Source organism: Marinicellulosiphila megalodicopiae (assembly GCF_045862395.1).
Taxonomy (GTDB): domain Bacteria; phylum Pseudomonadota; class Gammaproteobacteria; order Pseudomonadales; family Natronospirillaceae; genus Marinicellulosiphila; species Marinicellulosiphila megalodicopiae.
The window spans coordinates 3,585,427-3,598,646 of record NZ_AP023087.1 but is presented as its reverse complement, the minus strand read 5'-3'; the positions used below and the strand labels follow the sequence as shown (position 1 = coordinate 3,598,646).

The following is a 13,220-nucleotide window of genomic DNA, read 5'->3' as shown; positions in this document are numbered from 1 at the left end:
GTGTAATTAAATGGCTAAATATATAGTTGGGGACTTACAGGGATCATTGACCCCTTTATTGGCTTTGCTTAGTGAAGTTGAATTTAACTATGGAAAAGATGAGTTATGGCTTGCTGGTGATATCGTTAATCGTGGATCCCAATCATTAGCCTGTCTTGAATTTATTATGCGTCATGAAAGTTGCGTAAAAATTGTATTAGGTAATCATGATTTACACTTATTAGCCATTATTAATAAGGTGAAATCTCCAGGGAAGTTCGACACACTGGATGATATTTTAAATCATAAAAATTGCAAAAAAATGGCTAAGTGGTTATATCAACAACCATTGGTGCATCATAACAAGAAAAAAACAATTTTTATGTCACATGCCGGTTTGCCTCATATTTTTTCTGCTGAAAAAGCAGTGGAATTGTCGAATGAATTTCATCAAGCCTTAATTGATAAAGCAAGTAGGAAGTCATTTTTCAAAAATATGTACGGGAATCAACCTGCAAAATGGGATGATTCACTTAAGGGAAATGATCGGCTTAGAGTCATTACCAATTACTTTACTCGAATGCGCATGATTGAAGAAGACGGTACATTAGAATTAATGCACAAGGCGGGCGCAGACTTAGAAGCCAGTTTGTCCTATGAGGCGATTCCATGGTTTGAGCAGGATCGCATTATTCCTTTTGATGGTACTTGGTATTTTGGTCATTGGGCGGCGCTGGAAGGAAACAGTGGGCATCATAAATACATAGCGACTGATGCTGGGTATATTTGGGATGGATACTTAAAAATGGTCAATCCCAAAACCAATGAAATGTGGTTGTGTGATTCGAATTTAAAAATAAAACAAATGCTCGAATAAATGGTCAATCAGAAATAATTATTTTTTGAAGAGGTTTCATGGCGAAAATAAATCATTACCTTACTATGGTGTTATTCACTGTCATGTTTTTAATTGGCTTACAAATACCTTCTGTTATTGATCAATATACCAAGCGTGTGGACGCCCAATTAATAGAGGCCACAAGTTTATTAAAACAATATCAAATTATTGCAAATAAATATCACAATGGTGATATGCAAGATCTAATAGAATTACATAAGCAAAGTCAAAACCCTTCATTTAAAGATGAAGCAACGGTCATCCAAACCTTAGTTGATCGGTATAGTTATTTAAAAAAACATAAAGTATTGTTAGATAAGAATATTTTCTCAGCAGGGTTTGTTTTGATTTTTCAGGCAGATACGGATATTTATAATCGAACCATAGATCAATATACAATGAGTGTACAATTTACTCTCGTAGCCTTAGCTTTCGGTGCTATTTTTGCGGTGATTTGCTGCGCTTTATATGAGTTTATTCAATTTGTTTGTAAATATGGGTATTTTAAAATCAAACAAAAGCGACGAATCAAAAAAACAATTCATCGATAAACCCTGATTTCAATCAAAAATACATGCCTTATTTTCTATAAGGCATTTTTTTTAACTATCATTCTCCTAAGATTCGCAAATGTAATCAAAATCAGCGACAATAGCGCCCCCATTTTTTGCACAGATTGAACATGTCGTTATCTCAACTTGAAAAAGAAATTCAAACTCGTCGCACCTTTGCGATCATTTCCCACCCACATAATCGTGCGTAATTAAACCAAATTCAACCTAATACAAAATTACTTCAAACTCTCTTTAAGTCCTTTAAAAATAAGGGTTTAGGTATTCCAACCTAAAACATTCTAAGCCAACCTAAACAAAGTGAAATATGTACATATTTGTGTACACAAAATTATAAATTTGCTAATATTTTATAATATGTACACATGAGAGGATGGCATGGCGTTAACTGATACTTGGCTAAAAGCGAATAATGGAAAGCTAATTGATAAAAGAATTGAGGTTACTGATCGTGACGGCTTAAGCATCCGTGTGAGCCCTAAAGGTAAAATTACTTTCCAAATGAGATACAGAATTAATGGAAAGTTAACTCGATTAGATTTAGGGAGTTATCCAAAAATATCGTTAAAAGATGCTAGGTCTGAAAATCTGCGTTATCGCTCATTACTAGAAAAGGGTAAAGATCCTAAATCAATTAAATCAATAGAACGAAATCCAGCTGGTGACACTAAAAATTTTAAAGGCCTTTTTATGGCGTTCTACAATGATTACTGCGTGAATGTTAAAACTGGTCATGTTGAGCTATTAAGATCGTTTGAGCTTTATGTATTTAAGGATTTGGGGGTGTTAGATGCAAAAGACATCACTCCACAAATTTGGATGGAGCATCTTCATAAAATCAAAACAAAATCTGAAAGTATCGCTGAACGTGTTTTAGTGAATGTTAAGCAATGCTATAACTGGGGTATTAAGCGTGGAATTATTGAAATTAACCCAATCGCATTAATTACAGCAAAAGCAGATTTACGAATATCTAAGAAGCAAGTTAATCGAGTCTTATCCAACGATGAAGTGACATTATTACTCGAAGCATTAGATAAATCTCGAATGACTCGCAAGAATTCATTATTCATTAAATTATGTCTTTTTTATGGATGTCGAAATGGTGAGCTTAGAGTTTCTAAGAAATCAGATTTTGATTTTGACGAGATGGTTTGGACTGTACCTGCAGAGAATCACAAAATTGGTAAACTAACTGGCAAGCCATTATACCGACCTATCATTCCTGAACTTATCCCGTTGATTAAAGAAGCGATGCTTTTAAGCAAGGGAAGTGAGTATTTATTCAACAACGCTAACAATAAAAATGTTATGAGCAGGAGTTCGCCATTAGCACTTCCGTATAACGTGATGCAGTGGCTAAGAAAGAATAAAGATTTTGAAATGGAACATTGGTCAATACATGATTTAAGAAGAACAGCTAGAACCAATTTTTCTAAGTACGCCCAACCTCATATATCTGAAATTATGCTTGGTCATAAATTACCTGGTCAATGGCATGTGTACGACCACCATAATTATTTGGATGAGCAAACTGAGGTTTATAGTAAGTGGTTTATTGATTTGAATGGTTTAGGTTTTATTACTCAATTACATTGATTATTACCCCTAATTATTTTGGATAATTATCATATTTTTTTAATTCTTGGTTTAACTGATTAACTAATAAATCAATCGAACCTTTTGGTGCTTTTAAATAAATCATTTCTCCGCTTGATTGTGAAGCTAGCATAGGTTTTTTTTCACAATTATCCGACAAATCCACATAATTAATTTTATTCAACTCCAATCCTCGTTTTTGTAATTTATTCAAAACAGTCATACGCGCACGATCAAAACAATTTTCATTTTGGCATTGCTCGAAACTTGCAGTGCATAGTGTTTTTGTTTTCATAATTTAATTAACCTTAATCGCAAAAACTTGAACAGGATCATCACCAAAATGCGGGTGTGTGATTGTTGTCACTTCAAAGCCTTTCCACGGCCTACAAATGATTTTCTCTTTATCATCTGATTTTGGATAACCTAATTTAATGACAATTTCACTAAACGTTACCGGGTGCGTTAATCGTTTTTTCCAATAGTTATTAAACAATCGGTATTCATACTTTTTTTCACCGCATTTTATTTGATGAAAATATTCGCCTTTTAGATTTAGGTGTAATTTCATTATTTGCGCTCACCAATATAAAGTTTATATTTATGACAAATTGCATCCAAATCCAAGCGCGCACGAAACACTAAAAATTCATCTTCATTTTCAGCGGCAATATTTTTATACCAAGCCCCTTTTTTAATTTTAAAATTTTCGGCCTTGGCTTGTTCGATAATCTGTAAATCCTCATCACTCATTTTTTTGAACTGATATAACCGGCTTTCTAATATCCATTGAGCCGCATTACAATCATGCTCTTGCTGCGCGATTAATTTACGAATCTTGATCGTTTCTGTCACAGATCACCCCCGTGAATTTTGGAGCGATATATTCAGCCCAGGCTAATAACTTGTAATCATCATTAAATTCAAGAGGCTCATAAAATTCTGAATAATCGTAATGGGCTTTATTTTCAACCCAACCCACCGACGACACATAACCATCATGCTCATTTGACACCGCCCAATGTTCTACTGGCCCATCATCATTTGCGATTGCTGTGTCACATGGACGGTTTTGAAAATAAGCTAAAAAGACAAACGGCTCTTCTCGTCTCGATGACTGTACCGCTATCCAAAATAATTCTTCGGTACCTAGTTTTACCGTTGGCGTGGTTTCTGGGTTGTTCCATTTTAACTGGTTAGATTGTTCAAGCTCTTGGATGCGCTCTAATGCAGTATTTAATTTTTCTGCAGGCGATAACCCTTCAACCCTTTGTAGAGTAACTGTCATCTTTCCAATATCTTTATGATCCAAGTGCATTTGGATGTAATTTTTTAACGGCTTACCTTTTAGCATGTTTGCGAAAGCCTGTGCGTACAATTTAAGACAGTTGCCGTTAACCGAAATCTTTCCTTCTTCAATATTAGACAATGAATCTAAACGCAAAACCCAATCCTTCGCCATTTCGTCAATCTCATCCGCAAGAGTATCGAAATTAGCACTAGGTCGTGCATTTCTTAAATATTCAGCAATCTGATTAAAAACTTCGTTTGGCTGCTTAGATGTATCTAATAATTTCATATCTGTATTAACCATTACAAACCCTCATTGCATTTCTGATATTTTCAAATCTTTGCCTCGCTTGCTCTCGCTCGACCCCTAGATCACAATTTACAAAAAATTCATGCGCTAACTTTTCAGCATTACGCATTATTTCTTGTAATTCTTTTAGTCGATCATCGTTGGTTTCATATTGCTTATTTTTTTGACCAGCATTCCAACGCTTTTCAACTTCATACCCTAGCTTTTGCTTCTCTTCAAAACTAAGTGAATTACAATCAACATCTAAAACACAAAAATTACCCGTCACACCATCATTTTTTAAACAAATATCCACAGTTCCGTAGTGAGGCTTTGATGGGACACAAACCATCTTTGCTTCATCTAAATCCATTTCACCGCTAAAAACACCTTTAAAATTTAATATATTACTCATTACGCAATCCCATTCTAAATTCAATTTTATTAATTTCACTTTTTAAAGTATCTCTTTGAGACTCGGCATTAAATTGATTGTCGTTTAATTTCAGCGAATCTTTTTTTAATATTTTATCTGTTACTGTTTTTCTGGCCTTTAATTTATCTAATTTATTCATCGTGACTTCTGAGTAATCCTTCTTTTGTACGATTTCTGTAAATTCTTTGTGAATGTTTAGCAAATCTGTATACACATTGTCACGCTCTTCACTTTCAGCTTTGCATTTTTCTGCTTTTTTCGTCCAGAAGAGCAAATCTTTTTTTAATGCTTCAAGCACCACTTCGTCATTGGTTTTAGAGGTAATGGTCATGATTCACCCCATCTTGTTCCCATAATCACGCCAACAAAGATTCCCACACTGAAATAGAACATTTTCTTTTCTGTATCCACTGCGTATCGAACAGCGCTTTCTTTAAATAATTCTTCAATCAAATCACAATGAATATTTACGCCATCAATTTTAAATATTTGGCACTCCTTGAATGACTCTTGAGTGCCAGCGATCATTCCACGGCCTTCACACTTCTTGCAATCACACTCATAATGATTGTAATGCGTGTCAAAACACACAACGCCATCACCATCACATTCATAACAATTTTCAGTAACCTCTTTTCTGTCTTGCCCAAACATTTCCGCCATTGGAATAAAAACGCTTTCCAAATCAGCCTTTGGCGGCAATAGTTTAAAACTTCTTGGAAATGGCTTATCAAAAAGAGGTTTAATTAAATTACTAACATTTTCCTTAAATGCATCCGTAACTTCACTAAATTGAATTTTAGGCCACACCAGCTTAGTGGTCGCAATCATTCTTTGCCCATCTGTTGCTACCAACCAATCCCCAAGAATAAACGGTCTACGCAGATAACTTCTTACCTCCGAATCATTCGCTGTCCAGTTTAAAATATTCATGATTCACCCCCTTCAATAAATTCAAAATAAATGCCTTTTTCTTTTCCACAATGGCTTGTTCGGTCATAAGCATCTTTAAATGTGTAAATACCTGCCTCTGACTTCCCGCCATAACCCGATCCATTAGATCGCCAGTAATAACCCCACTGACCAGAATATATTCTGCACTCACGATCTTTGTTTGATTCTAAAAATTCAGGACATCTTTTTACTGTTTGTAATGAAATTAACGTTGATTCAGTTTTCTGTGGTTCTTTGTATGATAAATATTCAACATCAATTCGTTTCATAGTAAGCACTGAATTTGCTACTTGCTGACCAATTTCAGTTAAGTGGTAATACTGACCGTCAAAAATCGCATTACCTTTTTTCATCAAACCCATTTCAATCAATGCGCTGATATCTTTATTTTCTGACTTAATAAAATAATGATTTCTATCACCAATTATACTGTCGTTATTGCCATTTGTATGAAACACAATTTGTTTTTGCTCTTGGCTTAACGTTTCAAGAATAGGCGCATCAGGCAATTTAACTTTGTCGTTATACTTGCAACGTCTTATCGAATAGTTTTGAATAATTTCATCAAACGAATCCACCCAGCCAAGATCCTGCATTTCTTTAAACAGCTGATATTTTGCCTTTCCTGCCGTTTCGCCAAATACAATATGATCATCAGGATTGTAAAAACCATCTAACGGCTCGTGTGTATTCCATTCGTATGCTTTTTCGATTATTTGTAATTTCATCTAATCCCCCAATGGCGCTGGTTACTTTCTTTAATCTACTCGTATTGCATCAATTTCCAAGTCGCTCATATCGCTAAAGTCTTCAATTTCCTTGACGCTGACACAATTAAAACTATTCGATTGGCATATTAAATCGTCTGTTATATCTGCTAATTCTTCGTATTCTCTGCGCCCATATTCTTCAATAAAGCTTTCCACTTCATTTTTAAGTTCTTTTAGTTTGTTACTTAATCCGCGCCTCATTCCGTCGATTGAATAAGTAACTTTTATTATTCTATTTAAACTTTCTATTTTTTTGCTTGCGTCATACTGTTTTATTGCCCAGACGATTGCGTATTTGCACCAGACGTAATGATAAGTTGGAGACTCGCACTCATAACCACAATCAATAAAAAAGTCTTCTAATGGGTTGTGATCGCTAGGGCTTTCAAAATCATTAATTAAAGATGCATAGTTATACTCTTCGATGCAATCAATCACGTTGTCTTTTAAATCAACAATAACTTGATGATGCTCGTGATCTTCATCTTCATAAATTTCGTTAAACTGATCGTCGTCAATTTCAAAGTAATAATAAATACGCTTATACAATGCAGTTACTAATCGATCTTGATCAAACGCCATATGCTTACCAGCTTCTAGCTTTTCAGACCAATAGCCGCCTTGTATATTTAATTCATCATCATCACTGCGAAAGAAATTAAACATATCTTCTAATCGTGCAAATACAAACGTCCCCATATCACCCGATATACATAAATGATTTGACCAGGTAGTAATCGTGAAATACCGATTTGATGATCCGTTATTTCTAAACTCTAATGTTCTGTTTACACCGTTGTCGCTCAATACTTGCATTGAATGATTTTCAACGTGTTTTTTAAACTCTTCTACTGTGGGTTGTTTATTACTCATTACTTAGATTCCTTTTCACTTAATTGCTTTAATGCATCTTGTACGACACTCACAATTCTATTTAAATAGGCATATTCGCTTGTTTGTTTTTGCTCTATGTTGTAATTCTCCAAAATACTTTGCGCATCAATAAACTGATACTCCGATAAATCATCATGCTTATGAAATTCATCATAGGGATGCTGAGGCATGGAATATTCCCAATCTTCAATATCATAAATCGCTCTTGCAGTATCACGACAAACAAACTCTTCTCTTCTACGCTCAATGATTGTTTTTCTTACATACTGAGTAACTCCGGTTAAATCATCCTCGTACTGCTCCTTAGAATGGTCCCATAAACTATTTGCCAAATAACAAATATCAGACGACAAAATAAATTCTTCTACTGTTTTTTTACCAATTGCGCCCCAGAATGCAGACCAAGACTTTCCAAAACACTCAACAGTTAGCTTACCTTTTCCTTGTACATAACCCTCAATGTAAACAGAGACTGGATCTAATCTTTCCACCCCTGTAATTTTTAACGATCTGATTGCTGTGTCTACTATATTCACTTACTCACCCCCAATGGTGCTGATTGCTTTCTTGTACTTCTAAACTGACTAATAACGCTATTTTTCTTTTAACGTGCGTCGCTTGTTTTTTAATCTGATAATTCAGTGTTTTAAATAATTCAAACTCTTCATCAAAATCTAAAACAATCGGTAACTGTGTATGCGGATCAGGACAGCGCACATCAAAACAGTCTTTTGCAATCTCGTGTTTTAATTCTTCAATTTTATTATTCATTGCTATGCAGCCAACTGACTTTGGATTGGATAATTAAATAATGATCTCACGATCACTTCCGCCATAATTGGCACGACACTGTTTCCAACACGCTTAACCTGTTCTTTTTTTGAAATCTTTTTCCCGTTCATGTCGTATGAAAATCGATAACTCGATGAAAAACCTTGCGCACTATAAAGCTCGTGCGGTTGCAACATTCTCATTCCGATATCAAGAACCTGGTAAACGCCATTTTTAATTTTTACAGTAACTAAACCAAAACGATCATTTGATGTGATTGTGTGAATTGCTTCATTTAATGGCTGACCAACACTTTGTCCGTAGTATTTAATTAAAAACGCCCTTACTTCACCAAAGTGATTGCCGCCCGCTGAAATAGTATCAAGCGGCTTTTCAATTGACTGGCCTATGCATCCGTTACGTAATTTAATGATGTTCGTTGTAATCAATAAATGTTCGGCTTTGCTGGTCACCGTTGTTAGTGGTGAATCAATTGACCAACTTAAACGATCGCCACCAAATCCAGTTTGTCCAATTCTGGCAATAAACGGCGAGCCATCTAATGCAAATCGTTCAATGCCTTTTGCTATTCGGTTTAATGTGTTTTCAGCTAACGGCTTAGGGCGCCCAAATATTGATTTTGTTGGTATCGCCCAATCGATATGATTACCCGCACAATCTTTTTTTAATAATCCATCGCCGTGAGTAGGTGAAGGCATATCAAACGCTTCACCATCTTTACGACCAATCATATAAAATCTTGGACGTGTTGTACCGGCCCCAAAATCATCCGCTTTTAATACGCTTGATTTAATTTCATAACCTAAACCGTTTTTTATTTTTGAATAATCAAAATCATCACCTAGACAATTTTTAATTTCTTCCCATGCCTCGTTATTTTCTGGCAAGCCCGTTGTTAGCGCCAAACAAAACGCCTGGTAAGTCGCGCCCTTCTTTTTAGTGTCTGGATATAATTCACCATCTATTTCAATAACTGGGCACCAGTCTTGAAATTCACCTACATTTTCAAGCGCAAAACAGCGCATATCTGTTAAACATGCCCAGCGCAATAACACCCAAGCTAATCCGCGAATTTCTTTTTTTACAGGCGTTTTTCCGCGAGCTTTTGAAAAATGGGTGCAATCGGGTGACCACCAAGCAAACCCAACAGCCTTACCTTTTACAGCTTTTACAGGGTCAACTGCCCAAACATCTTCGCAGTAATGTTCTGTTTCTGGGTGATTTAATTTATGCATTTCAATCGCTTTAGGGTCGTGATTGATTGCAATATCAGGGTCACGCCCAAACGCACTACCAACCCCCAAAGATGCACCGCCACCCCCTGCGAAATTATCAACGATTAGCTCATTTTTATTTAATGAAATAGGGTTGATTGGTAGATGAAAATTGATTTGTGCGTTCATTATTATTGCCCTAAAAGTGTTTAAATTTTTAATCTAATGCTCAACAGGATTTGAATTTATAAAACTTTTATCTTCGAATTGTTCAATATCTTCAATACGCCATAAATTACTTGCCCCGTTTTGTTGTATGGCGGGTTGGGGTAGTGCGCCCTTTGAAACTTTTCTAAAGATGGTTTGATTTGAACAACGGTAACGCTTTGCTAAATCTTTAGTGTTTAAAAACCCTTTGCTTAGTTCTGACATTTTAATCCCCTTTTTAAAATGGTATGTCGTCATCAAAATCGTCAAACCCATTTCCTTCTGCAGGTTGGGGGTGATTATTCTGCTGGTTGTTATTTTTCTGTAGAGGTTGCTGATTACCTGGAACAGCTTGATTCGCTGCTTTGTTTCCAAGGAATTGCATTTCTAATCCAGTGACCTCAGTTGTGTATCGATCAATTCCAATATTGTCTGTCCATTTGCGGGTTTTTAATTTACCTTCGATGTAGATACGCGACCCTTTTTTTAAATAAGTGGCTGCGTTTTCAGCTAAGAATCCAAACAATACAACTCTGTGCCATTCGGTCTCATCTGGACCGCGCACGCCTGTTGCAGGGTCTTTTCGACCTAACTCAGTTGTTGCGACTGAGAGAGTGGCTATTTGTGTTCCACTCGCGGTCGCTTTAATGTCAGGGTCTTTCCCCAAGCGACCAACAATAATTACTTTGTTTACACTGCCTTTTGCCATAATCTTTAAGCCCTGTTAGGAATTGAACTTATATTGGCAATGATTTTATCCAATAATAAATTTAATTCTTTTGATTCTAGGAACGCTTGTGATTGAATATTTTCATATTCATCTTCTGTTTTATTTTCTGGTTCAACTGCAAATTTAATTTTTCTAAGCAAAAATAAATCATCTAATGTAAATTCGATTTTTTCATCAAATGACATTCTTACGTATTTTAAAATCATACCTTCTTCAATATGTTCATTGACTTGGTTTGAATAAAGACTCGTGTTTTTATGATTTACCTTGATAGTTCTATCAAGTGAACTGATTAATTGAAATTCTTCTAATAACTCTATGTCTGCAGGTGGTTTGTTACGCCACTGGGTTATTGTTTCGGGGATATGATACAAAGCACTTAATGGTGTTATCGCCAATGAGCCTAAGCATGATCTTAATAATGAAGTGATTTCATCTGCCATGGCGAAACTTTGTGTATCAACAATTAAACGACGATCATTAGTCGATACCATGCAATTAACACATTTTTCTTTTATGAAAGATCTTGGAATTAATTCAAAAAGAATGTTTTCTTTAATTTCAGCGCGTTCTTTTTTTGAAATATTTCTTTGCTCTTTTTCTTTGATTATTTCAATTTTATCGTTTACTGCTTTATTCACTACTTGAGCAGGTAGAACACGAGTTTGAATGTTAAATTTAAATAAAATGAAGCCATTGGTTGCATCTAAACAGTAACGATCATCACCTTTGATAAATTCTTCAGCTGCCCATGATTCAATCTCTTGGCTACTTAGTGAACGCTTTGGCTTAGTGCTTAAAGCATTTTCAATTTGATCAATTGTTAATGTGAAATTTTCATTAAAACTATAACTAACTGCATTTCTAAACATGTTCTTCTCCTAATAATTTGTATCTTCAATATTCATCCAAACAGTTTTAGAAAATGGCACATGCCATCCCTTTGCTTCGATCAATAAACACATGGTTTTAAATAAAGTGGTTTGTTTGCCGTATTGATCTGTAAAGCGATGTCTGTAATGGGTGACATTCAGCGGATCGTTACTTCCTGAATCATGTAGTTGGGCTGGCATTGGTAATATGAACCAATGGCCTATAGGGGTTTTGTTCTGTACATAAGTACGGCCAACAACATGGTGTATTTGAGTTCGTCCTGATCCTGGTACCACGTTGCCAAATTCATTCGCATAACTAAGGACGGTTTGCATCCATTGCTTTTGAATAGCGTTGGGTACGACATCAGCGTTGTTTTTGAATTTAGAAATTTCAGGAGTCGCAACAATCATTTTCAATCCTTACGCTTCTTGGAATTCAAGAGGGAAGCGAATATCAGGGTTTGCAGCTTTGATTGCTTTTTTGCGCTTGTAGCGAACTAGGCGTATTGCGTTGTCATCAGAGGTCGAAAAGTAAGACTGACGACGAACTGAGTTAGCGGTTTTGTTTATGATTAGGTTCTTAAACATTTGAGTGGTCCCGTTTGTTGATAACGAGACTAATTACAACTTAAAGTGGTATTTATGTCAACAACTTTAAATTGTTTTATTTAATTTAAGTTGTATTTCAGGATTAAGTTTTTCAAATTGATGTATCAGTTATGCAAAATTAATTCTTATTTTGAGGGATTTGAAGGGTTATTATTGTAGTTTTAACCCTTTTACTATCCTTTAGGCGAAAAAAAACCGCTCAATGGCGGTTTTATAAATTTCAACTTTTATTTAAGCATTTAAAAATTGATTAAAGTTATTAATTGCATCTTCAGATAGGTCTGCCAAAGGCTTTTTACTGATCGCGTTAAAGCCCATATCATTTAATTTCTTAATTTCGTACTTAGCATCAAACGGACTAGCGCATGTTAAACCCTCTAGTTCAGCTGAATTTTCTAAATCTCTGCTTGCTTTATAAGCGTTTAATGCAGTTATTTTTGATGTATTGTTAACAGTATTGCTCATATTGATTTCTCCGCCTGTTCCTAAATCACGACCAGATTTATTTGTATGTATTATTAAGTTCAAAAATTAAAGAATTTATCCCAATTTTAATCTCTTCCTTATCTTGACTTGGCATATCATCAGCATATTTATTCAGCAACCACTTCTTTTTCTTAATACTATTTTTAAGTTGCCATCTTTTTCGTAATAATTCAGAACTTGCTGGTTTTATAATGTATAAAAGCCATAGTACACCTTCGCTAATCAATATTGATATAGGGGGGATGATATAAATTAAAAACTCAGATGTTTCTTTAGCCCACTCATTTGTGATTACCACGAAATTAATTGCAAATGATAAAGTTGCATTTATTATCATCCTTAGAGATCCACTTGGCGTCATGTCTTTCTGTTTTTTATTAGTTTGGCTAGTCATCCTTTTTATGCCTATTGTTATAAGATTCCAAAATAAAATCTTCTAAATCTGAAAAATCTTTAACATACTTGACGATTTTCTTTTCATTACCATTTTTATCTTTTATAACAAAGTTATATTTTGTGCCAAAGAAAAAAATGAAAATAAAACTAACTATTCGATAACCAAGAAGCCCTCCGACGAAAATACAGACTAGCCAGCTAAAAATGTATATCAAATCAAAAAGCATAAA

The 13,220-nt window shown here is 35.0% G+C and carries 22 protein-coding genes; 3 read left to right on the top strand and 19 right to left on the bottom strand.

The genetic code is table 11. The features are described from left to right. The first annotated feature begins 10 nt into the window (after positions 1 to 10). From TYM08_RS15465 to TYM08_RS15455, 3 genes are all read left to right on the top strand, one after another. The gene (locus TYM08_RS15465) at positions 11 to 856 is read left to right on the top strand and encodes a symmetrical bis(5'-nucleosyl)-tetraphosphatase (RefSeq protein ID WP_422380051.1); all 846 of its coding nucleotides are present in this window, start codon (positions 11 to 13) and stop codon (positions 854 to 856) included. Positions 857 to 894: 38 nt separating this feature from the next. Continuing rightward, positions 895 to 1,428, top strand: a complete 534-nt coding sequence (locus TYM08_RS15460; RefSeq protein WP_422380050.1) for a DUF2937 family protein — start codon at positions 895 to 897, stop codon at positions 1,426 to 1,428. Between the two features lie 399 nt (positions 1,429 to 1,827). Beyond that, on the top strand, positions 1,828 to 3,048 hold the full coding sequence (locus TYM08_RS15455) for a tyrosine-type recombinase/integrase (protein WP_422380049.1): 1,221 nt from the start codon (positions 1,828 to 1,830) through the stop codon (positions 3,046 to 3,048). A gap of 13 nt (positions 3,049 to 3,061) precedes the next feature. Here the strand turns inward: TYM08_RS15455 and TYM08_RS15450 are convergent, their stop codons facing one another. The 19 genes from TYM08_RS15450 to TYM08_RS15360 all read right to left on the bottom strand — a co-directional run bounded on the left by TYM08_RS15450 (position 3,062) and on the right by TYM08_RS15360 (position 12,988). After that, positions 3,062 to 3,343 (bottom strand): hypothetical protein, encoded by a 282-nt coding sequence (locus tag TYM08_RS15450; RefSeq protein WP_422380048.1) that lies wholly within the window; start codon positions 3,341 to 3,343, stop codon positions 3,062 to 3,064. Between the two features lie 3 nt (positions 3,344 to 3,346). After that, positions 3,347 to 3,619 carry an ASCH domain-containing protein gene (locus TYM08_RS15445; RefSeq protein WP_422380047.1) on the bottom strand — a complete coding sequence of 91 codons (273 nt, stop codon included), beginning with the start codon at positions 3,617 to 3,619 and terminating at the stop codon, positions 3,347 to 3,349. Continuing rightward, the gene (locus tag TYM08_RS15440; RefSeq protein WP_422380046.1) at positions 3,619 to 3,903 is read right to left on the bottom strand and encodes a hypothetical protein; all 285 of its coding nucleotides are present in this window, start codon (positions 3,901 to 3,903) and stop codon (positions 3,619 to 3,621) included. Before TYM08_RS15440 ends, TYM08_RS15445 begins: the two co-directional genes overlap by 1 nt. Next, a complete protein-coding gene (locus TYM08_RS15435; RefSeq protein ID WP_422380045.1) occupies positions 3,878 to 4,642 on the bottom strand; it encodes a hypothetical protein in 765 nt (254 codons plus the stop codon). The genes TYM08_RS15440 and TYM08_RS15435 overlap by 26 nt, the downstream gene beginning before the upstream one ends. Next, positions 4,635 to 5,042: a hypothetical protein gene (locus tag TYM08_RS15430; protein WP_422380044.1), complete on the bottom strand. Its 408-nt coding sequence runs from the start codon at positions 5,040 to 5,042 to the stop codon at positions 4,635 to 4,637. Before TYM08_RS15430 ends, TYM08_RS15435 begins: the two co-directional genes overlap by 8 nt. After that, positions 5,035 to 5,394 (bottom strand): hypothetical protein, encoded by a 360-nt coding sequence (locus TYM08_RS15425; protein WP_422380043.1) that lies wholly within the window; start codon positions 5,392 to 5,394, stop codon positions 5,035 to 5,037. The genes TYM08_RS15430 and TYM08_RS15425 overlap by 8 nt, the downstream gene beginning before the upstream one ends. Continuing rightward, entirely contained in the window at positions 5,391 to 5,996 is a 606-nt protein-coding gene (locus TYM08_RS15420) for a hypothetical protein (protein WP_422380042.1), read from the bottom strand. The genes TYM08_RS15425 and TYM08_RS15420 overlap by 4 nt, the downstream gene beginning before the upstream one ends. Then, complete coding sequence (locus TYM08_RS15415) at positions 5,993 to 6,745, bottom strand: hypothetical protein (protein ID WP_422380041.1); 753 nt, start codon at positions 6,743 to 6,745, stop codon at positions 5,993 to 5,995. The genes TYM08_RS15420 and TYM08_RS15415 overlap by 4 nt, the downstream gene beginning before the upstream one ends. A 30-nt stretch (positions 6,746 to 6,775) precedes the next feature. Next, a complete protein-coding gene (locus tag TYM08_RS15410) occupies positions 6,776 to 7,660 on the bottom strand; it encodes a hypothetical protein (protein WP_422380040.1) in 885 nt (294 codons plus the stop codon). Continuing rightward, a complete protein-coding gene (locus tag TYM08_RS15405) occupies positions 7,660 to 8,217 on the bottom strand; it encodes a hypothetical protein (RefSeq protein ID WP_422380039.1) in 558 nt (185 codons plus the stop codon). The genes TYM08_RS15410 and TYM08_RS15405 overlap by 1 nt, the downstream gene beginning before the upstream one ends. Before the next feature lie 4 nt (positions 8,218 to 8,221). Next, positions 8,222 to 8,452 carry a hypothetical protein gene (locus TYM08_RS15400; protein ID WP_422380038.1) on the bottom strand — a complete coding sequence of 77 codons (231 nt, stop codon included), beginning with the start codon at positions 8,450 to 8,452 and terminating at the stop codon, positions 8,222 to 8,224. A gap of 2 nt (positions 8,453 to 8,454) precedes the next feature. After that, positions 8,455 to 9,876, bottom strand: a complete 1,422-nt coding sequence (locus TYM08_RS15395; RefSeq protein WP_422380037.1) for a DNA cytosine methyltransferase — start codon at positions 9,874 to 9,876, stop codon at positions 8,455 to 8,457. A gap of 33 nt (positions 9,877 to 9,909) precedes the next feature. Continuing rightward, a complete protein-coding gene (locus TYM08_RS15390) occupies positions 9,910 to 10,119 on the bottom strand; it encodes a helix-turn-helix transcriptional regulator (protein ID WP_422380036.1) in 210 nt (69 codons plus the stop codon). A 13-nt stretch (positions 10,120 to 10,132) separates the two neighbouring features. After that, positions 10,133 to 10,603: a single-stranded DNA-binding protein gene (locus TYM08_RS15385; RefSeq protein WP_422380035.1), complete on the bottom strand. Its 471-nt coding sequence runs from the start codon at positions 10,601 to 10,603 to the stop codon at positions 10,133 to 10,135. Between the two features lie 5 nt (positions 10,604 to 10,608). After that, positions 10,609 to 11,496: a recombination-associated protein RdgC gene (locus TYM08_RS15380; RefSeq protein WP_422380034.1), complete on the bottom strand. Its 888-nt coding sequence runs from the start codon at positions 11,494 to 11,496 to the stop codon at positions 10,609 to 10,611. A 9-nt stretch (positions 11,497 to 11,505) separates the two neighbouring features. Further along, positions 11,506 to 11,910: a hypothetical protein gene (locus tag TYM08_RS15375; RefSeq protein ID WP_422380033.1), complete on the bottom strand. Its 405-nt coding sequence runs from the start codon at positions 11,908 to 11,910 to the stop codon at positions 11,506 to 11,508. 9 nt (positions 11,911 to 11,919) lie between these two features. Then, on the bottom strand, positions 11,920 to 12,087 hold the full coding sequence (locus TYM08_RS15370; RefSeq protein WP_422380032.1) for a hypothetical protein: 168 nt from the start codon (positions 12,085 to 12,087) through the stop codon (positions 11,920 to 11,922). Between the two features lie 252 nt (positions 12,088 to 12,339). Beyond that, a complete protein-coding gene (locus TYM08_RS15365; protein ID WP_422380031.1) occupies positions 12,340 to 12,573 on the bottom strand; it encodes a hypothetical protein in 234 nt (77 codons plus the stop codon). Positions 12,574 to 12,610: 37 nt separating this feature from the next. Next, positions 12,611 to 12,988, bottom strand: coding sequence for a hypothetical protein (locus tag TYM08_RS15360; protein WP_422380030.1), 378 nt, complete (start codon positions 12,986 to 12,988; stop codon positions 12,611 to 12,613). Between the last annotated feature and the right edge of the window lie 232 nt (positions 12,989 to 13,220).